Source organism: Chitinophagales bacterium (assembly GCA_017303415.1).
GTDB lineage: Bacteria > Bacteroidota > Bacteroidia > Chitinophagales > Chitinophagaceae > SpSt-398.
In genome coordinates this window covers 1018204-1039735 of sequence record JAFLBJ010000001.1, presented here as the reverse complement: position 1 = coordinate 1039735, position 21532 = coordinate 1018204, and the positions used below count along the sequence as shown (strand labels likewise).

The following is a 21532-nucleotide window of genomic DNA, read 5'->3' as shown; positions in this document are numbered from 1 at the left end:
AGTCACAAAAGGTTTCTAAGAAACCCTTTTGTTCCTTTCAATATTCTTAAATAATAATTACGCTTGGATTTACTTGTATATCACCGTGGGTTTTGTTGCAAGCCCGGATTGAAATCGATAACCTCGGGTGGAATTAAATGAGTAAACTTATTGCTGTTGGCTGGAAGAGTATATATCTGGCCATCGATATTTCTTGTGATGGAAATATTCGCACCCTCTTTGTTGAATCTACGAATATCCACCCACCGCAATCCCCGAAAGAGTAATTCTTTTCGTCTCTCAGTTAGGACTTTATCTAATGCCTCTGCCTGTGTAGAAGCTGTTATGCTAGGGTAGGGAACACTATTCTTCCATCTCTTTCTCATCAGATCATTCAAATCCTGTAAAGCACTGCTGATATTACCCGTTCTTGCATAACACTCAGCCCGGATCAAATAGATCTCGTTTGTTGAAATGCCTGCAAAATATTTATTTGTTCTGTCATAACTGCCTGAAAAATATTTTCCATAATCATCGGGAATTCCAAAATCAGAAGCTGCATCTTCAAAAAATAAGGCCTTTCGCAGATCATCATTATTATAAGAAGCATAAATAGTACTATCGATCCTTGCAGGATATAAGTTTATCAGTATTTCATCAATTAAAATACTATAAAAAGAAATTTCAACATTATTCTTTGGATCAGGCATTGAATAATAGCTGTTGGGTGGTAAAGAGCTGAAGTCAATTAACTCGTTTTTTATACCCAGATACAACGTGGAATTTGACAAAGCCTTATCATATTCTCCCATTGTTAAATAAATACGGGCAAGTAACCCATAAACGGCAAGTTTAGATGGTTGAGTCATTAGAGTGGGCTGACTCACAAGTAATGGCAAAGCCTCATTCAGGTCAGCAATAATTTTTTCATAGGTTTGTTGGACGCTTGACCGGTTTATTTTTTCAGTTATGTCAGCACTCTGTTTTAAAGGAATACCCAAATCAGTATTTGCTGTATTCTTATCGTAGTGAGGTGAAAATAGTTGTGCCAGCCAATAAAAGGAATGTGCCCGAAAAAACAATGCACTTCCTTTGATTTGGTTATATTGCTGTTGCTGTTCTTGTGTTGCAGTTAATTTGGCTAACCCCTCTAATATAGTATTAGCATAAAAGACACATCTATATGAAAAACTCCAATCCTTGGGTGCGTACACTGGATCATTATAAGTATTATCGCTCCAGGTGTAACTGTCCCTATAAAATGTGTGGGGTAAATCGTTCTCAAATATATGCGGTGCAATATAATAATCGTCTCCATAAATTTCACCTAACGACGGAACAACACCTATTCCACTGCCATTCACAATAATAGTATTGTTGAGCAACGCATCGTAATCCTTCAAAGTTGACGCAATAATTAATGCCTGGTCAGGCTTTTCAGCCAAATAATCTGATTTCTTGCAGGAACTGAAAATAAAAATTGATGTGCAGATAAGTGATATATTCCTTAGAGAACTCCAAGACCTGTATAGGAACCGGCTTTTATTGAAAGTGATATTATACATAGTAGTACTATTTTATTAATGAAATAATTTACATTTACAACCCGACATTCACTCCAAATGATAGTGTAATTGGATTTATGCTCCTTCCATCATCAATATTAAGCGGGTCAACATTAGCCTTATTTGCTTTCCAGATAAGCCAGTTAATATTTCCTATATAGCCATACAGCCTTATTTCAGAGAACGGCAACATATGTAATGCAGATTTGCTTATTGTATAATTAAAACTTATATCCTCCAGCCTGATATGGTCTCCTTTTTCAATCAATGCTGATGACCTTGAATAAAAAAAACTCCTATTGTCGAACTGGGGATTGGATGTATAGACCATTGAAGGAACATTCGTGTTTAATTCATCTCCTGGTTTTTGCCATCGATTTGTATATTCGGAATGGCCTGACCATGAACTAAATAACCCGGGATAGCTTATTGAATTCCGTTTAAAATAATAGCCCAACTTATAACTTATGTTTATTGATAACGCAAAGTTTCCAAAAGCAAACTCATTTCGTATGGCCCCAAAATGCGTAGGCTGGGCAGCACCATGATAAACCAGGCTATCTATACTTGTTTTATTGAAGATGGCACTGTAATCTTTGCTTTTATCCTTGCCTAAATACCCCTGTGGATCACCGTTGGCAGGATCAAGACCTGCCCATTGGTAGCTGTACAATTTGTACAATGGCTTTCCGATTAGGGGTGTACTATTATTACCGAGATACGCAGAAGACCGGGTTGGCGGCGGAACAAAATATTCATACACTTTTGAAAGGCTGGAGCTATACAAGAAAGCGGTGCTCCATTGGAATTTTCTTCCCTCTAAGTTTTTCGTAAATAAACTCAATTCCAGTCCATGTCCTTTCATACTCGCCGTATTCCTATATACATAAGAAGTGCCACCATTCACCGGGGTAAATCCAACGGTAGGGTCAATAGGAGCCTGTGCCATCAGGTCAATATTCTTCTTCCTGTAATATTCAATGGTACCTGAAATCCTCTTATTCAATATACTGAAATCAATCCCGAGGTTGAGTGTCTTATTACGTTCCCAACGCAATTCCGCATTGGGGGGATTTAGAATCCTAGCAAAAGCATTACCCAAAAAATTAGGAAAATCGTTGTATGCTATGGTAGAAATAGCAGATGTTGCTCTTGAGAAATTACCAGTATGCCCAAAGGATGCCCGGAGCCGCAGATCAGACATCCATTCAATATTGTAAAATTTCTCATTATTAATTTGCCAGGCTGCCCCTACAGACCATAGAGGTACGCCTTTTTGATTTGTCTTTACGCCAAACAGGTTGGCCGCATCTTCCCTTGCACTAGCAGAAATAGTATAACGTTTATCAAATGTATAGTTGGCATTGGCAAAATAGGATACAAACCGGTCTGCCTTTTTAAAAACTGACTGGGCGTTGGGGATTTGGCTAGTTCTAAACTGGGCAAACTGGCCATAGTTAAACTGGGGAAAGAAACTTACAAAATCCATCCCTGAATACACCCGGCTGCCTTCCTCCGAATATCCGTAAAGCCGGTAACTGTTTCCTTTTGTAGTCAGGTCTTTAATTTCCCAGCCAGCCAGGAACCCAATATCATGCTTATCCCTCCAAACCTTATTATAGTTTAACTGCATTCTGCCCTGATGGGAAACAAATTCTGAGTTATTTACATCCATGATCCCTCCGATGGGCACAGGAAATTTATTGGCTGCATTGGGTTGATAGAATTTATTTATGAGATCTCTTGTACTGTATGCCCCTTCCTTTTGATACCCGCTTGTTGTTGATAGTCCATTGTGGTATTGATAGCGTAACTCTATATTGAAGTTATTATTAAACTTATACCGTAAGCCCGCATTCATCAAAAATTCTCTGATTCTGGTGTTGCTTTCTACTTCATTAATTTCATTATAGGGATTGTATCTCCAGTCTAATATTTTTCCACCTCCCATTGTGTCTTTGTAAATACCTCGCATATCTTTTACCAGCACCAATCCCTGCCCATTATTATCTACAAGGTCCGCATAGGGGTAAAGCCCTTTACCACCACCGCTATTTATACCATCGATACCTGGATTATTAGCCCGCACAGAATTATTTTGAACATAACTTAACCCTGTCTCCACTTCAAATTTCCTTGACACCCTGAATGTATTCTGACTTCTTAATGATACTCTGTCTGAGAAATTACGACCAACAATATTAGGAACAGCCTTATCAAAACCAGCCGACAGGTAGTAATTAATATTGGAAGTATTACCACTTACATTCACCGAGTGCCGTTGGGAAAAACTGGGTTGGTAAAAATATTTCTCCAGGTCATCTGTTACATTGGTTCCTTTAAATGAATTGATGCCTGCTTCTGCTTCGGCAGCCGTAATGCTGCCGTTTCGTTTTTGGAGCAACAACTCTACCACCGGCGTAAGGGGTGGGCGTTGAAACGTATTATTGATATCCCCATCATAAAAGCCTTGGTCAAAAAGCCATTTTTCCAGTTCAATATAATCGTCAGTTCCGATCCTCGGCTTCTTACTTAAATCAGGTCTGCCCTGGAAAGTGAAATTGGAATTAATATTTATGCGTGGTTGTGAAGAGGCTCCCCGCTTGGTTGTTATAACAATTACCCCATTACCTGCACGGGCTCCCCAACGGGCTGCGGAGGCAGCATCTTTAAGTATTGTTATGGCTTCAATGTCGTTGGGATTAATAGTATTGATATTACCATCGAAAGGAAAATTATCAACCACGATCAAAGGTGCAACGCTGGAAAATATGCTGTTTCGTCCTCTTATCAATATACCATAAGGGTTATCGCCTCTAGGTTCACTGGGTGTTTCAAAAGATAATCCCGGTGTGAGGTTTTCAATCCGTTCCATTATACTTGTGCTCACCCGGCGGTTCAGTAATTTATTATCAATTACATCAAAAGAGCCGGGGTGGTCGCGGTCAATAACACCGTAGCCTGTATTCCCCCTCACAACAACGGCCGTCAACGATTTATTGCTTAGTTTCATTATCACCCTGCTCAATGCGTCAGCATTAGTAGCCTTAAGTTCAACTGAATTGAACCCTACATAGCTTATCTGCAAAACTGAATTGTCAGGTATCCCTTTCAACTCGAAAAACCCATCTCCGTCTGTTTGTGTTTTTATACTACTTCCCTTTACCTGAACCGTGGCTCCACTGAGTCCGTTTCCCAAACTGTCAACTACCCTTCCTCGTACATCTATCGGCGGTGGTAATTGTGTGTCGTCCGTGATCAGGGAAATAGTAGGTGCCTGCAGGGTTTTTTGCTTCACCACAATAAACTTATTCCGTACCGTATAGGTCAATGGCTGGTCCTTAAAACACAATTCCAACACATCCTCCAGGTTCATGTTCTTTACTTTCAAGGTAAGTTTGCGGGCTTGGGATATCTGGGTTTTCGAATACACAAAACTGTACCCTGTCTGCCGTTCAATTTCTTTGAAGGCTTCCTCAATGGACACCTCCTTTAAGGACAGGGTTACCTGCTGGGCATATCCCTTGGCACTGACATTGAGGGCCGCCGCAAATAGAAAAATGGCTGTAAATTTCATAATCAACAGCGCCTGCCTGGCCGGCAGGCAGGTTTGGTTGTTGAACAGGTTGCACAAGGCATCCGTCTTACAAATAGCCTTTAAAAACATAACTTTGCATTAGTTTGGGTTATACAATGTTTATCTCCCAGCCTCGGCCGGGAAAGCAGTCAACGCTTGATATTGGGTTAGCCCAGGCTACTCGCAGGGGAGTGGTACGAACACTTCCCTGTTTTCATTTGGATCAACCAGTAAGAACTTTTTTTTTCAACAGGTACCTATTTCATCACCGTAATTTTCTTTCCCTCAATTTTAAAGTGAACTAGATCGGTCAGCTCCAATAATTTCAACAATTCTGAGATGGGGACTTCTCTGGGAATTTTTGCTACAAACAAATGCGGTATCTGATCCTTGTATACTACTTCCACATCATACCATCTCTCCACCTGCTTCATAATAGACTCTACCGAGCTGTTCTCAAAATAAAACCGGCCATCCTTCCAGGCCATTACCTCTTCCAGGTCAGGTGAATGATTTACTGTAAATGGTGAATTGGCAACAGCGAATGCCTGCTGCCCGGGTTTTATGGTTTTACTGTCGGTTTGATTGCTGACCAGTACAGATCCTTCCAATAAAGTAACCTTTACAGCTTCTTCATTGGCGTATGCATTGATATTGAAGTGAGTACCAAGCACCTCGGTATTCACCCCATGGCTACTGACAATAAATTTCTTTCGGTGATCCTGAGCCACTTCAAAGTATGCTTCGCCGGTAATTTCCACGCGTCTCTCATTCCCGGTAAAAGCCACGGGAAATCGTATGCTGGAAGCGGAGTTCAGCCATACTTTACTCCCATCGGCCAGCACAGTGGTATAGGTCTCTCCTTTGGCGGTGGTAAGTGTGTTGTACAGAACCTCAGTTGTTTTTCCTTCGGATTGATACACCAACTGCCCGTTCTTATTGACAATGACCGTTCCACCCTGAGTGGCAAGTTGCCCGGCCAATACACTATCCAGTATAACAACCTTACCATCGGCCAGTGTCAATTTGGCCTTATATTGGCCAGGGTCAACGTCGTTTTTAAACCGTTGCGCCTGGGTTTGTACAACCCCGGATGACGTATTTGACCTTGAAGACTGACGCTGAAAAAGAAAATAACCGGCCAATAGCAATACCGCCACCGAAGCGGCGGCCACCATACGTTTCCAGAATAAAAGAGAACGGACCGGAGAAAGGTCTTCTTCCTGCAACAGCCGGGCCGCCTGGAGTACAGACTGAAATAAACGGCTTCGCTGATCAAATGGTAACTCAGCCTTGCTCTCATAGCCCTCCCATTGCTTCGCCAGTATCTCCCGGATCAGGTCCTCATCCTTTTCCTCTCTGACCCAGGCCAAAAAGGCTGCTTTTTCGCCAGTATCTGCCGTACCGCGTATATATTGATGGGACAGGTATTCAATCCGTTCACGCTCCATATGACCATTTTACAGCAGGGTTGATAAAAAATTGATGCTCCCGTAATAAAAAGTTAACCTGCAAAAAGAAAGACTGTAAAAGGAAAAAAAGGTATCAGTGCGGATAAAAAAAATCAGGGTAACAGACCTAAAATGAGCATGAGGATGCCCCCTTCCAGCGGGAATTCGCGCTCCAGATCACTGCGTAAACTGGCCTGGGCCCGGTTGAGATGGCCCTTGACGGTCATCTCAGAAATGCCCATTTCGGCCGCTATCTCTTTGATCCGCTTGCCGTACTCCCGCCGTAGCCGCCATACTTTCTGTTGCTGGGCGGGCAATTTGCGCACGGCCTCTTCCAACACATTCTTGACGAGCTTGATATGTAACCGGCTGTCCGGTTCAGGATCTTCTGTGGATACGGAGATATTCCTTTCTAATATCAATACCTCGTTGGCCTGGCGCTTCAAACTATCTACAACAGCATTCTGGGCCATACGAAATAAGTAAGCGGAGAAATGCTCTACGTCGTTGAGCCGGTCGCGACGCAGCCATATCTTTAGAAATGTATCCTGGACAATATCTTCGGCGAGTTCGTGGGTTTTGGTTAATCCAAGGGTAAAATGATAGAGGCGGGAGGACCAGGCATTGAAAAGCTCCTGAAATGCTAGTTCATTACCTTGTGACACTTGCAATAGCAATGTCTTATCATCATATGTAGATGATTGATTCAAAGTCCTTAACCTCCTGAGTGTTGATTTTCGTTAGACTAAAAGTAAGTAGAATCTCCTAATCATGACTACAAAAAAATTTCTTTCGCTGCATGGTCGTTTCCCGCAGCTACCCATGTGCTTCCTGGCGTTCGTGGGGAGAAACTGAAAAATGAATAAATTCACTATATGAAGTTAATAATTCTGCTACTGCTTGCCACCTCCCTCCACGCTCAAAACCGCCCCAACATCATCTACATTATGAGCGATGACCATGATGCCGATGCAATAAGTGCCTATAATAATACATTTATACAAACCCCGGCCTTCGATCGTCTGGCCAAAGAAGGCATGTTATTTAAAAAGGCTTTTGTGGGCAACTCGATCTGTAGCCCTGCGCGGGCTACCCTGCTTACTGGTCAACACTCGCACAAGAATGGTATCCGCGATAACCGTACTCCTTTTGATGGAACCAGGACCACCCTGCCCAAACTGATGAGCGCGGCAGGCTATCAAACAGCACTGGTAGGCAAATGGCACCTGCATTCATTACCCACAGGTTTTGATTATTGGAAAGTATTACCCGGGCAAGGGGCTTACTACCGTCCGGCCCTTATACACATGAACAATGATACCGTTCATTACGAAGGATATACCACCGAAGTGATCACCGAGCAGGCGCTTCAATTTTTGCAGTCCCGTGACCGGTCAAAACCCTTTATGCTCCTGCTCCATCACAAAGCACCTCACCGCAACTGGGTGCCTACACTAAGTAACCTGCGGATCTTTAGCCAGAAAAACTTTCCGGAACCACCCACACTCTTTGCCAAAATGGAAGAACATGGTAAAGCCTGGCAAACACAACGGATGAGCATCATGAAGGACATGACCTGGTGCACCGATCTGAAACTGGATCCGGAAAAGATTCGAATGCTTCCGGGTATTCAACTGGATTCGAATGAAGCCCGGAGCTATCGCTTCTTTATGAACCGTATTCCGGAAGCAGACCGATTGGAGATGCAAAAAATATACGCGCATCGGGCCGAACAGTTAAATGCCGCCTGGGGGAATGACGTGGCCATTTTAAAATTAAAATACCAATGGTACATGCAGGACTACCTCGCCTGTATCGCCTCGGTAGATGAAAGCACCGGCAAAGTATTGGACTATCTGGATCAGGAAGGTATCGCCAACAATACTGTAGTGATCTACACCAGTGATCAGGGTTTTTATCTTGGAGAAAATGGCTGGTTTGATAAACGATGGATGTATGATGTCTCGATGCAAACACCCCTGATCATACGTTGGCCGGGACATATCACCCCGGGCTCTACCTCCACCACCCTGGTACAAAACATTGACTACGCCCCCAGCATACTCGATCTGGCAGGTGTACCCCGACCGGATTGGATGCAGGGATTGAGTATAAAACCAGTCTTGACCGGAGAAAATTCTACTCTACCCCGCAAGAACCTCTATTATCATTACTACGAATACCCGATCGATCATTATGTATTACCCCACCTCGGTATTCGGGGTGATCGGTACAAACTGATCTACTTTTATACCGTTAACGAATGGGAGTTGTATGACCTGCAAAAAGACCCGACAGAACATCAGAACCTGGTCGCATTAAAAAAATACAGAAAAATATTGGCCAATATGAAAGCGGCCTTATTGGAGGAACGGAACCGGTATGATGACCACGAAACCGCTGGAGAACTCAACTAAGTCTCTATTTCTATTGATACTTTCTTTGCAGATCAGTCAAAATCTTTCTATCGCTTTCATTCAACAGGCGGGTAGTATCTGCAGGCACAAAGTGAATCTTATACGATTGTATCGCTGTGCCGGTATCTTTAATATTATACCCAATGATACGCAAGGCCTGCAGCGCATTGAAATCAGGCGGAACCACCACCCCCGCTGTATCATACCAATACCCAAACCCATTTTCCGCTAAACGTTGCCAGGAAAAATACCGGCTCGGGTCCACTTTTCGTCCGGGGGCTACATCGGCATGTCCAACGAAATTGGCCTGGGGAATATCATAGGTCTTTTTTAAACGACCCAATAATACCAGCAGACTGTTCATCTGCTCTTCCGAAAAAACCTCACTGCCATTATTGTCCAACTCAATACCAATACTTGCTGAATTGAGGTCAAGGGCATTGCCCCATTTGCTTACGCCGGCGTGGTGTGCCCGGAAATAATCGTTGAGCATGTGAAAGACCGTTCCATCCCGGCAGACCACATAATGCGCGCTTACCTTGGTGCGGGTAAGGGTAAAGGTTTTCAACGTTTGGTCGCAGGAGTTTTGAGCCGTGTGATGAATGACGACAAACTGTGGTTTGCGTAAAGAAAAATTAGTGGTACCCGCAAAATAGGGAGACCCCTGCGCGGAATCCTCAAGAGGATAAGCCCGGAGTATTTTGGCATACTCCTTTGCCTGCTTTTTGTAAACTTTATTCGTAACCCGGTATGGGTTTGTACAGGCATAAATGAAAAGCAAAAAGAAAAGTAGTCGATTCATTTTCGATATTTAGTTTCTCGCAGCGATCGCTAAGAAGCGCTGCGAACGCTGCGGGAAACCGAAATTAGAATTAAAGCGCTGCCACCAGGGCGGTCCAGCCGGTTTGGTGCGAAGCGCCCAGTCCTTTCCCACTGTCCCCATGAAAATACTCATAAAATAACAACAACTCCTCATTTCCCGGGCGCTGGTAAAACCAATTATACTCCGCATAGGATTTTCGCTTACCCTCTTCATCCCGCATAAACAAGGAAACCACCCGCCTCGTCAACTCATCGGCTATCTGTGATAGGTTCAACTGCTGACCCGAACCCACCGGATATTCAACCAGCAGGGAATCACCATAGTATTCACCATAATGCCGGATTGAACGAATGATGAGGTAATTGATCGGCATCCACACGGGGCCACGCCAGTTGGAATTACCCCCAAACAAACTCGAAGTAGAATCTCCGGGATCGTACTGAATGGTGTATTGTATGCCGTCAATGGTTACGGAATAGGGGTTTTTCTCGTGATATTTTGATAATGCCCGTATACCCCCGTCGGAAAGGAATTCCTCTTCGTTCAATAAGCGCTGCAGTAAATGCACAAGCCTCTCTCTCTTGACGAGAGAAAGCAGAATATCGTCTCCCTCTTTTCGCTCCTCATTGGGCCAATACTTATTATTACTGAGCCGGTATTTTTCAAACCAGGAGATCCGTTTAGTGAAATCCGGTAATTTTTCAAGCAATTCGTGGTCAATGGTGGACACGGCAAACAGACTCGTCAACCCCACAATGGATTGAATACGCAATGGCAGGGGATCTGAGCCGGCGATACAAAGGGTATCATAAAAGAATTTGTCCTCCTCATTCCACATCGCATGGCTGTTGAGCGCTTCAGCGATCAGTACAAAATGTTCAAAGAATTTGGTGGCCGTATCTTCAAAAGCAATATCCTGGCGCGCGATCTCCAACGCCATATCCATCATATTCAACGCATACATCCCCATCCAGCTGGTACCATCCGCCTGCTCCAACTGCATTTCACCAGGCAGGTGATGGCTACGGTTGAAGACACCAATATTATCCAACCCTAAAAATCCCCCCTCAAAGATGTTATTCCCGTTCCGGTCTTTACGGTTGATCCACCAGGTGAAATTGATCAGCAGTTTTTGAAAGACCCTTTTCAGGAATACAATATCACCTTCTCCGGTGGCCTTTTTTTCGATTTCATAGATCTGCATCGCGGCAAAGGCTTGCACGGGCGGGTTTACATCACTGAAATTCCACTCATACGCGGGCAATTGTCCATCGGGTTTCATGTACCACTCACGCATGACCAATTGTAGTTGGTTCTTGGCAAAAACCGGATCCACCAGGGCCAGTGATATACAATGAAAGGCAAGGTCCCAGGCCGCATACCAGGGATATTCCCATTTATCCGGCATGGCAATGATATCCTGATTTTTTAAATGGGTCCAATCGTGGTTTCTCCCATGTTTCTTCCCGGGATTTACGGGAGTGATACCATCACTGGAGTTGAGCCACTGCTCTACATCAAAATGATAATACTGTTTACTCCAGAGCAAACCAGCCAGGGCTTGTCGCTTTATCTTTCGCAGTTCCTCGGGCAGATGTGCAGGTATGATCGCATTGTAAAAATCATCGGCTTCTTCTTTCCGCTGCGCAAATATCTTTTCACAACCTGCCGCAAAGGGTTTATCAGTTTCTTTATTGGTCAGGCGACAATAGATGGTCTTGGTTTCGCCGGCTTTGAGTTTAAGTTGATAAACGGGACTGCACTTGGTGCCTTGTTTTTTCTTGCGCAATTCATCAATATGAGTACCGTGAATAATGGCCTCGTGAAAGGCATCCTTGGTAAACGGTGTCGCTGCTTCTCCTTTTACTTTATGCCAATTGGTTTCATTCTCCGTAAACAACAGGTCATCGCTCCGCAAAAAATAAAAATAATAAGTACCTAACCTTGGGTGATCAGCCCGCACGGTATTTTTATTCTTGTAAACCATGGAAGGTTTGGCATCACCTTCCCCATCCGACCAGCGGTTATAGAACCATAAGGTTGGCAATAGCGTTACCGGTGCGGGTTTGGAATAGCGATTGGTGATCTCAATGCGAATAAAAATATCCTGGGGGCCTTGTTTGGCGTAGGTGGTTCGCACATCAAAATAGGCATCATTATCAAAAACACCGGTGTCCAGTATCTCATACTCAGGTTCGTTCTTTCCCCGCAAACGGTTCTCTTCGACTATATCATCATAGGGAAATTCCTGCTGCGGATATTTGTACAGGTATTCCATGTAATAATGGGAGGGAATATTATCCAGGTAGTAATAGAGCTCTTTCACGTCCTCTCCATGGTTACCCTCATAGTTCCCGAGGCCAAAGAGTCTTTCCTTCAGGATATGGTCTTTGCCATTCCAGAGGGCGATACCCAAACAGAGGTTTTGAAAATAATCAGATATACCGGCGATCCCGTCCTCACCCCAGCGATAGGCCCTGAAATGGGATTGTTCAAAAGGCAGGTAGCCCCAGGCATCGCCATTGGAACTATAATCTTCGCGTACTGTTCCCCATTGTCTTTCACTGATATAGGGGCCCCATTGTTCGAGGGGGATGGGTTTGGTCCTGTTTGAAGCCAGGCGCTGCTGTTCGGCTGTCATGTGGTGGGGTAAAATTAGTTCAATTGATGCTTTTTTATCTTATTCTATGATTCTTTTTCAGGTCATAATTTGAGAATCAAGATTGTATTAGATTTACCCCTCTCTTCAATCAACAAACTTTCCATATGAACCTAAAACTCATTCTGCTATCCTTCTTACTCTTTTTAGCAGCGCCAACCATTCATGCACAAACGGACCTTCGTAAGCAAGCCGATGCTTTAGTAAAGAAAATGACCCTCGAAGAAAAAGTAGGCCAGATGACCCAACTCACCATGGCCGTATTTGCCCAAAATGGCTGGGCCAACCAGGATGGCGCCATTGATCCTGCCGCACTTAAAAAAGCGGTGGTGGACTATAAGGTGGGTTCACTGTTGAATACAACGGCGCATGCACTGAGCCGGGATACCTGGGAAAAAGTACAACGTCAAATTCAGGACGAAGCCATGAAAACACGGTTGAAGATCCCCGTTATCTATGGATTGGATGCGATTCATGGTCAAACCTATACGCTCGAGTCCACTCTTTTTCCGCAGAATATTGGTATGGCCGCTACCAGAAATACCGACCTGGTAAAAAAAGCCGCGGAAGTAACTGCCAAAGAATTACGCGCTTCGGGTGTTCGGTGGAATTTTGCCCCTGTACTTGATCTGGGTCGTCAACCACTCTGGTCGCGTTTCCCTGAGACCTATGGAGAGGATGTATGGATCGCACGGCAAATGGGCGTGGCCGCAGTTACCGGTTTACAGGAAGCGGGATTGAACAACCCCAATGGGGTGGCAGCTTGTTTAAAACACTATCTGGCTTATTCCGCACCACGTACGGGAAAAGACCGCACGCCATCTTATGTACCCGAGATCGAATTGCGCGAATACTATCTCCCTCCCTTCCGTGATGCGGTAAAAGCCGGAGCGGTAAGTGTAATGGTCAATTCCGGTGAAATAAATGGCGAACCTGTACATGCCAGCAAATACCTGTTGACCGATGTACTCCGTAAAGAGTTGGGTTTTGAAGGCGTGATTGTCACCGATTGGGAAGATATCATCCGCCTACATACCCGTCACCTCGTGGCTTCCACACCCCGCGAAGCCGTGGCCATGGCCATTAATGCAGGTATTGATATGAGCATGGTACCTGGTGATTATTCCTTCCCCGATCTGCTGAAAGAAGCCGTTGAAAAAGGCGAAGTGAAAATGGCACGTATTGATGATGCCGTACGTCGCATTCTCATCCTGAAAATGCAATTGGGATTGTTTGCCCAACCTTATCCTGAACCTGCTGCTGCTGGTTTATTTGGCCTGCCTGAATACCAGGACCTCGCACTGCAGGCAGCAAGAGAGGCAATGACATTATTAAAAAACAAAAAAGATATCCTTCCTCTTTCCAAACAAACCAAAGTATTGGTTGCCGGACCTGCCTCGCAAAGCATTGCGGCTTTGAATGGATGCTGGTCGTATGTATGGCAGGGAAATCAGGAACAATACTACCCAGCCAATAGCAAAACCATTGCCCAGGCAGTGAGTGATAAGATCGGAGCAAAAAATGTGATCCTGGCTGGTGGACCCGGATTTGACCACCCTTCGAATTATGATATCGAGTTATTAAAATCACAGGCGAAAAACGCCGATGTGATCCTGCTTTGTCTGGGCGAGAATGCCTACGCGGAAAGTCCGGGCAATACCCGCGACCTTGCCCTTCCCGCCAACCAAACCGCTTTGGCGCAAGCTGCCTTGTTGACCGGCAAACCCGTGATCCTGATACTGGCCGAAGGCCGCCCCCGGTTTATTACCGAAATCGAACCAGGCATGCAAGGGATCCTGCTCACCTACTGGAGCGGACGAAAAAGTGCCGAAGCCATCAGTGATGTACTGTTTGGTGACTATAACCCCTCTGGTATACTGCCTTTCAGCTATCCCAAATCAATGGGTGAAATAGTGATGTACGACCGTAAAAGAACTGAAGATGTACGCGAAGTATTCAATGAGAACATGGATTTCTCCGGATATGACCCGCTCTATCCCTTTGGCCATGGCCTCAGCTATACCCAATTTTCCTATTCTCCCTTGAAACTGAGCGCCAATAGCTTTACCGGCACCGAAAAATTGACCATTCAGGTTACTGTTACCAATACCGGAAAGCGCGACGGACATCATGCAGTAGAATTATACAGCCGCGACCATTATGCCAGCATTACGCCCAGCATGCAAAGACTGAGAGGATTTCAAAAGATCTTCCTCAAAGCCGGGGAAAGCAAGGAACTCAGTTTTACCCTGGACAAGAACGATCTGGCCTTTGTGAACAGTAAACTGCAAACGATTGCGGAAGTGGGAGAATTTGATGTGTGGGTGGGTACCAGCAAGGCAGTGGTGAGTTATAGATAATTGATTTACCGCAGAGAATCATGGCGCCTTTGCGGTTAAGCCTGTGCACTTTAAAAACTTTTCCCTAAATTGCACCGGACAAAAAAAAGCCCCCTTGAGAACAAGGCGGCCTCTAACGATTGCTTGCCATATGAAAAAAATGTAGAGTCGGTCTTTGTGCGTTTTCCTTGAATGAGCCTCTTTCGATCTTGCTGCTTTACGATTGCTTGCCTCTTTTATCTCATTCGCTGGTACGAAATTAGCATGTGTAAAGATTACACACGAATCAATTTCAGGTTAATTTTATTATGTCAAAGGAAGTAACAGAATGTTAAAACCCTTGCCAGGCCTGCGTTTCAGACAATTTTTTTCATTATGCCCAACCGTTTTTCCGATGCATTATTTCAGCTAATTCTCTCTCTGGAGAAGGCTGAAAAGAGGCATTTCAAATTATACATCAAGCGAAGTTCATCCAACCAGGACCTTAAAATCGTCAAGCTGTTTGACACACTCGACAAACTGCCTGAATATGATGAAGATGTGATCCTTAAGAAACTCGCTCCCATTACAAAGCCACAGCTCAACAACTTAAAGACCCATCTTTACAAACAGTTGTTAGCAAGTCTCCGCTTATTAAAAACCAATGAGAATATCGATCTGCAGTTATCCGAACACCTGGACAACGCGCGGTTACTCTACAATAAAGGATTAAAGATCCAGGCGCTACGTATCCTGGAGAAAGCGAAGGAGCTTGCACGCGTGAATCAGAAATTCAATACCCTGGTTCAGCTTATCTCCTTAGAGAAAAAGATCGAAACGCTTCATATCACACGAAGCACAACCGACAAGACCGAGAAGCTGGCTCAGGAGGCGATCACCATCAGCGAACACGTTGACAGGGTGACCCGATTATCCAACCTGGCCTTGCTGCTCTATCGCTGGTATGTGATCAATGGTCATGCGCGGAATGTGGAAGATGAAAAAGATATACGCGCCTATTTCAAGGAAAACCTCCCCAAAGACAAGGATGCCATCCAGGGTTTTTATGAAAAACTATATCTCTACCAATCTTATTGCTGGTACGCATTTATCCGACAGGATTTTTTGATGTACTATAGGTATAGTCAAAAATGGGTGGATCTTTTCAAGGAAGATCCGCTCATGGTAAAAGTGGAAACAGGCCACTTTATCAAAGGGATGCATAACCTGCTGAATGCGCATTTTGACTTGCGTAATTTCAAAAAATTTGAATCCACCCTCAAGGAGTTTGAACAATACGCACGTACCCCTGAGGTGATGGAGCATGATAATTTCCGCACGCATACCTCTATTTATATCAACAGTGCAAAGCTCAATCTGCACCTGATGAAGGGTACGTTTAAAGAAGCATTATCTCTGATACCCGAGATCGAAGCCAAATTGCAGGAATACTCTTTGTACGTGGACCAGCACCGGATCATGGTGTTCAATTATAAGATCGCTACCCTTTATTTTGGCAGTGGTGATTATGCCCGTTGTATTGACTACCTCCAGGAGATCATCAACAGCAATGCCGATCTGCGGTATGATTTGCAGTGTTATGCGCGATTGATGCACATGCTCTCACACTACGAAATGGGCAACTATGATATCATCGAATCACTGATTAAGTCGGTATTCCGGTTCATGGCCAAAATGAAAAACCTGACCGTGGTTGAAGAAGAGATGTTCCGCTTTATGCGTCATTCATTCAATGTTACACCGCAAAAACTCCGTCCTGAACTCGAGACCTTCCTCGAAAAGATCAAACACCTGGAGCGTAACCGCTTTGAAACCCGGGCCTTTGCCTACCTGGATATCATTAGCTGGGTGGAAAGCAAAGTGTATGGTAAACCGATGGCAACGGTGATCTACGAGAAATTCCAAAAAAGCAAGAGATAACTTACTGATTATTAGTTTCTCGCAGCGTTTTCGGCGGTAACCGCCGCGGGCGCTGCGAGAAACGAACCATTAGCCCACAATCAACTCCAGGATTGCCTAAAGTCATATTCATCAGCCTTTCAGAAGACTAACTTACTGGATGAAAAATATTCTTTCACCTAAAAACAGGCCTGATGAAAAAATTAATCTGCCTGCTCCTGCCGTTCTGGGCAGTAGCTGTATCGGGTCAAAGCTGGACAAAGCAATTTGATCATGTAGACGACTTTCACAACGGACTGGCCCTGGTAGAAAAAGACGGTAAACACGGGTTTGTCAACGAAAGCGGCAAACTGACCATTCCCATTCAGTTTGAGGAAAGCCTGGGCTTTTCAGAAGGATTGGCCGCCGTACGTAAGAACAACCGCTGGGGGTATATTGATACACTGGGCACAGAGATCGTTCCATACACCTACCAGGAAGTATTCTCCTTTAAGGAAGGACGTGCTGTAGTAGCCAAAAATGACAAGTTTGGTTTTATTGACCGCTCGGGGAAACAGATCGTTCCCCCCTCATTCAGTTATGCGGAAAATTTCAGCGAAGACCTGGCCGCTGTAAGTAATGAAAAAGGAGTATGGGGCTTTATCAACTGTGATGGTAAAGTAGTGATCCCCTTTCAGTATAACTACGCCAAATCCTTCTCAGGAGGAGAAGCCAAAGTGATGAAAGGAGGCAAATGGGTATTTATTGACAAACATAACAAAGTGCTCCGCGAAGAGTAGCCGGATATCACTCCATTACTCTTTCATGGTTCGCTCCATGCTTTTGCCCACAAAATAACCAACAATGGCGCCAGCTATGGCGCAAAGGACAAGTACAATCCAATTTGAACCGGCGGCCATCCATCCGATCAGCACGGCAAATAGCCCGATCATAACTGACCAGATGAGATGACCGCTTGCTTTTTGTTTAGGGGATGTACTGAGCGCATTCTGCGGATGGTGCGGGTGATGACCTTTACGCTTTTTGGAATTGGGCATGTTAATAGGATTTATTCAAATGTAAGGAATTGGTTTTTGTTGCGGGATGATGGGGGTCGGGGGAGGGAGGATGGAGGACTGATGACGGAGGACAGATGACGGATGACAGATGTTGGATGTTGGATGGTAGTCGAAGAGCGGAGGCTTGCTGTGCGAGACCTCTGGTCTCGCACGATTGTCTTGTCGCCTCTGGCGACTCGATTTTTAAATCATTCTATCTTAAGTTAATATATTTTAAATGTCGCCAGAGGCGACGGGAGATAAGTGCGAGACCAGAGGTCTCGCACAGCAAGCCTCCGTCATCCGTCATTCGTCATCTGTCATCCCCCCCCTACATATTCCTCCTATACTGCCCTCCCACTTCATACAACGCATGGGTGATCTGGCCAAGGGAACAGAACTTTACGGTTTCCATCAATTCTTCAAACAGGTTGCCATTGTTGATGGCCACCATCCGCAACCGGTCAAGCATGGCCGCGGCATGGGCTTCATTCCGCTTCTGAAAGGCTTTCAGGTTTTCGATCTGCTGTTCTTTTTCTTCGGTGGTGCTGCGTATGACCTCACCCGGTAAGGTGGTCGGGCTGCCTTGTTTATTTAAAAAGGTATTGACACCAATGATCGGCAATTCGCCGGTATGTTTCAGGTGTTCGTAATGCAGACTTTCTTCCTGTATCTTATTACGCTGATACATTCGTTCCATCGCACCCAGCACACCCCCTCTTTCTGTCAACCGGTCAAACTCCGCCATCACAGCTTCTTCAACCAGGTCGGTCAATTCTTCAATGAGAAAAGATCCCTGGTTGGGGTTCTCATTTTTGGCCGTACCTAATTCGCGGTTGATGATCAGTTGTATCGCCATGGCCCGGCGTACACTTTCCTCCGTAGGTGTAGTGATCGCTTCGTCGTAGGCATTGGTATGAAGGGAATTGCAATTATCATAGATCGCATACAAGGCCTGAAGCGTTGTGCGGATATCATTGAAGTCGATCTCTTGCGCGTGGAGACTGCGTCCCGATGTTTGAATATGGTATTTCAACATCTGGCTGCGCTTATTCGCCTTGTACTTGTACCGCATCGCTTTGGCCCATATACGTCGGGCCACCCGTCCGATGACACTATACTCCGGATCCATGCCATTGCTAAAGAAGAAAGAGAGATTGGGCGCAAAATCATCAATGCTCATGCCGCGGCTGAGATAATACTCCACATAGGTAAACCCATTGGCCAGCGTAAAGGCCAATTGAGTCACCGGATTAGCACCCGCTTCGGCAATATGATACCCGCTGATGCTGACGCTATAAAAATTCCTTACCTGTTGCTGTATGAAATACTCCTGCACATCCCCCATTAGTTTCAGGGCAAATTCAGTCGAGAAGATACAGGTATTTTGTGCCTGATCTTCTTTCAGGATATCCGCCTGCACTGTTCCCCGCACTTGCTGAAGAGCTCTTTTTTTACATTCCGCATACACATCGGCAGGTAAAACCTCATCGCCACTTAATCCCAATAACTTTATCCCTAGTCCGTCATGTCCTTCCGGCAATCGGCCCGGCGAAGCAGGGTTATAATAGACAGGACGCGGTAGTTTTTTATATTTTGTTTCACTGATTCGTTTGACCTCATCCCACTGGTCATTTTCCGTGATCCATTTTTCACATTGCTGGTCAATCGCCGCGTTCATAAAAAATGCCAGTATAACCGGGGCCGGACCGTTGATGGTCATGGACACTGAGGTACGCGGATCACAAAGATCAAATCCGCTATATAGTTTTTTGGCATCATCCACCGTGGCCACACTCACTCCGCTGTTTCCTACTTTTCCATAAATATCCGGACGATGATCGGGGTCTTCTCCATAAAGGGTCACACTATCAAACGCAGTCGAAAGCCTTTTGGCAGGCTGACCAAGAGATACATAATGAAAGCGTTTATTCGTTCTTTCCGGCCCACCTTCCCCGGCAAACATACGCGTAGGGTCTTCGCCTTCCCGCTTAAGCGGAAATACACCGGCAGTAAAAGGGAAATGGCCAGGCGCATTCTCCTGCGCTTGCCAGCGAAGGATATCGCCCCAGTCCTTAAACTTGGGAAGGATCACTTTTCGAACCGTAGTACCGCTTAAGGTCTTTACAGTCATGGGTTGGCGGATCACCTTATCGCGTACCGGGTATTCATACACGTCTTTCTCATATTCCTTTAATTTATCCGGCCAATGATTCAACAGGGAACGGCTTACGGCACTTAGTTGCTCCCGGAAATGGTTGATTTGTGTCTCCAGGGCAGCCATCACTTCAGTACCCGCTGTTTTTTCATTTTGTTTTAAAATGGATAGAGCGCCTTCAAGTTGATACAGTTTGGTAGCGATGGCGCATTGCTCCATTACTTCCTGGTTATAATCCCGGATGGAACCTGTGATCTCGCTAAGATATCTTACCCGCGAAGAAGGTATAATAGATTGGGATACCTGTGCCGTAGAGGGAATAGAAAAACTGCCATAGCTTGCCCCTGTTTTCTTTTCAATGGCTTCCAGGAGCATGGCAAAAAGCTTATTTACTCCTTCATCATTGAATTTACTGGCCATTGTCCCGATAACGGGCAACTGGTCATCACTGGCATAAAAGAGTTTGTGGTTGCGCTTGTATTGTTTACGAACATCGGCCAGGGCATCATGTGCACCTGCTTTGTCAAATTTATTAATGGCCACCAGGTCGGCATAATCCAGCATATTGATCTTCTCCAATTGCGTCGCCGCCCCATACTCCGGTGTCATTACATAGAGGGAAACATCGCAATAGTCGAGTATACTGGCGTCGCTTTGTCCTACACCGGCACTTTCAAGTATAATGAGATCATACCCTGCCTGACGGCAAATATCAATGGCTTCTCGTACATGTCCGCTCAGGGCTTTGTCGCTTTCACGCGTGGCCAGACTGCGCATATAGGCGCGGGGATGTGAGATCGCGTTCATCCGGATCCGGTCACCCAATAAAGCTCCACCGGTTTTCTTTTTGGTGGGGTCCACCGAGATAACGGCAATGGTCTTATCAGAGAAACTGGTTAAAAACCGCCGTACGATCTCATCGGTGACAGAGGATTTACCTGCGCCCCCGGTGCCGGTGATGCCGAGGACGGGGATGGAGGGAGGTGAGGCGTGAGATGTGAGATGTGAGTCGTGAGACGTGTCTCGTGAGTCGTGAGATGTGAGACGTGAGTTGTCCCCACTCACGTCTGACGACTCACGACTCACGTTTTCATTCTCAGCCAATGTTATCTCCCTCGCTATCTTCCTGATATCTTTTACTTCTCCCAGTGTTCCGGCCTTATGCAGATTGATCTGTCCATTCAACCTTGCATCGCATTGCCGAATCACATCCTCGATCATGCCTTCCAATCCCATTTTCCGTCCATCATCCGGCGAATAGATACGTGTAATGCCATATCGGTGCAGTTCATCAACTTCCTGCGGAAGAATGGTACCACCACCACCACCAAATATTTTGATATGGCCACAGCCATTTTCTTCCAGCAGGTCCTTCATGTATTTGAAAAACTCCACATGTCCACCCTGGTACGATGTGATAGCGATACCTTGTACATCCTCCTCTATCGCCGCCTCTACGATCTCCTTTACACTCCGGTTATGCCCCAGGTGAATGATCTCCGCTCCCATACTTTGCATGATCCGTCGCATGATGTTGATGGCCGCGTCATGACCGTCGAAAAGACTGGCGGCCGTAATGATCCTCACTTTATTGACAGGCGTATAGTTCATAGGGGCAAAATTAGAGG

At 45.2% G+C, this 21532-nt stretch carries 12 protein-coding genes; 4 read left to right on the top strand and 8 right to left on the bottom strand.

Going from position 1 to position 21532, the window contains the following annotated elements:
* Window positions 1–80: 80 nt before the first annotated feature.
* The 4 genes from J0M30_04585 to J0M30_04570 all read right to left on the bottom strand — a co-directional run bounded on the left by J0M30_04585 (window position 81) and on the right by J0M30_04570 (window position 7243).
* Window positions 81–1424: a RagB/SusD family nutrient uptake outer membrane protein gene (locus tag J0M30_04585; protein ID MBN8666758.1), complete on the bottom strand. Its 1344-nt coding sequence runs from the start codon at window positions 1422–1424 to the stop codon at window positions 81–83.
* 154 nt (window positions 1425–1578) lie between these two features.
* Entirely contained in the window at window positions 1579–5211 is a 3633-nt protein-coding gene (locus J0M30_04580) for a SusC/RagA family TonB-linked outer membrane protein (protein ID MBN8666757.1), read from the bottom strand.
* A gap of 167 nt (window positions 5212–5378) precedes the next feature.
* Window positions 5379–6572, bottom strand: a complete 1194-nt coding sequence (locus tag J0M30_04575; GenBank protein MBN8666756.1) for a FecR domain-containing protein — start codon at window positions 6570–6572, stop codon at window positions 5379–5381.
* A gap of 113 nt (window positions 6573–6685) precedes the next feature.
* The gene (locus J0M30_04570) at window positions 6686–7243 is read right to left on the bottom strand and encodes an RNA polymerase sigma-70 factor (GenBank protein MBN8666755.1); all 558 of its coding nucleotides are present in this window, start codon (window positions 7241–7243) and stop codon (window positions 6686–6688) included.
* A 204-nt stretch (window positions 7244–7447) separates the two neighbouring features.
* Between J0M30_04570 and J0M30_04565 the strand changes: the two genes are divergently transcribed.
* Window positions 7448–8989: a sulfatase gene (locus J0M30_04565; GenBank protein MBN8666754.1), complete on the top strand. Its 1542-nt coding sequence runs from the start codon at window positions 7448–7450 to the stop codon at window positions 8987–8989.
* A gap of 10 nt (window positions 8990–8999) precedes the next feature.
* Here J0M30_04565 and J0M30_04560 read toward each other — a convergent pair whose 3' ends face one another.
* On the bottom strand, window positions 9000–9791 hold the full coding sequence (locus tag J0M30_04560) for an N-acetylmuramoyl-L-alanine amidase (protein ID MBN8666753.1): 792 nt from the start codon (window positions 9789–9791) through the stop codon (window positions 9000–9002).
* A gap of 70 nt (window positions 9792–9861) precedes the next feature.
* Window positions 9862–12453 carry a glucosidase gene (locus tag J0M30_04555; protein MBN8666752.1) on the bottom strand — a complete coding sequence of 864 codons (2592 nt, stop codon included), beginning with the start codon at window positions 12451–12453 and terminating at the stop codon, window positions 9862–9864.
* Window positions 12454–12578: 125 nt separating this feature from the next.
* Between J0M30_04555 and J0M30_04550 the strand changes: the two genes are divergently transcribed.
* The 3 genes from J0M30_04550 to J0M30_04540 all read left to right on the top strand — a co-directional run bounded on the left by J0M30_04550 (window position 12579) and on the right by J0M30_04540 (window position 17488).
* The gene (locus tag J0M30_04550) at window positions 12579–14831 is read left to right on the top strand and encodes a glycoside hydrolase family 3 C-terminal domain-containing protein (GenBank protein MBN8666751.1); all 2253 of its coding nucleotides are present in this window, start codon (window positions 12579–12581) and stop codon (window positions 14829–14831) included.
* Window positions 14832–15185: 354 nt separating this feature from the next.
* The gene (locus J0M30_04545; protein ID MBN8666750.1) at window positions 15186–16730 is read left to right on the top strand and encodes a hypothetical protein; all 1545 of its coding nucleotides are present in this window, start codon (window positions 15186–15188) and stop codon (window positions 16728–16730) included.
* Between the two features lie 173 nt (window positions 16731–16903).
* Window positions 16904–17488: a WG repeat-containing protein gene (locus tag J0M30_04540; GenBank protein MBN8666749.1), complete on the top strand. Its 585-nt coding sequence runs from the start codon at window positions 16904–16906 to the stop codon at window positions 17486–17488.
* A 15-nt stretch (window positions 17489–17503) separates the two neighbouring features.
* Here the strand turns inward: J0M30_04540 and J0M30_04535 are convergent, their stop codons facing one another.
* Both J0M30_04535 and J0M30_04530 read right to left on the bottom strand, forming a co-directional pair.
* On the bottom strand, window positions 17504–17746 hold the full coding sequence (locus tag J0M30_04535; GenBank protein MBN8666748.1) for a hypothetical protein: 243 nt from the start codon (window positions 17744–17746) through the stop codon (window positions 17504–17506).
* Between the two features lie 331 nt (window positions 17747–18077).
* Window positions 18078–21515, bottom strand: a complete 3438-nt coding sequence (locus J0M30_04530; GenBank protein ID MBN8666747.1) for a methylmalonyl-CoA mutase family protein — start codon at window positions 21513–21515, stop codon at window positions 18078–18080.
* Window positions 21516–21532: the final 17 nt, after the last annotated feature.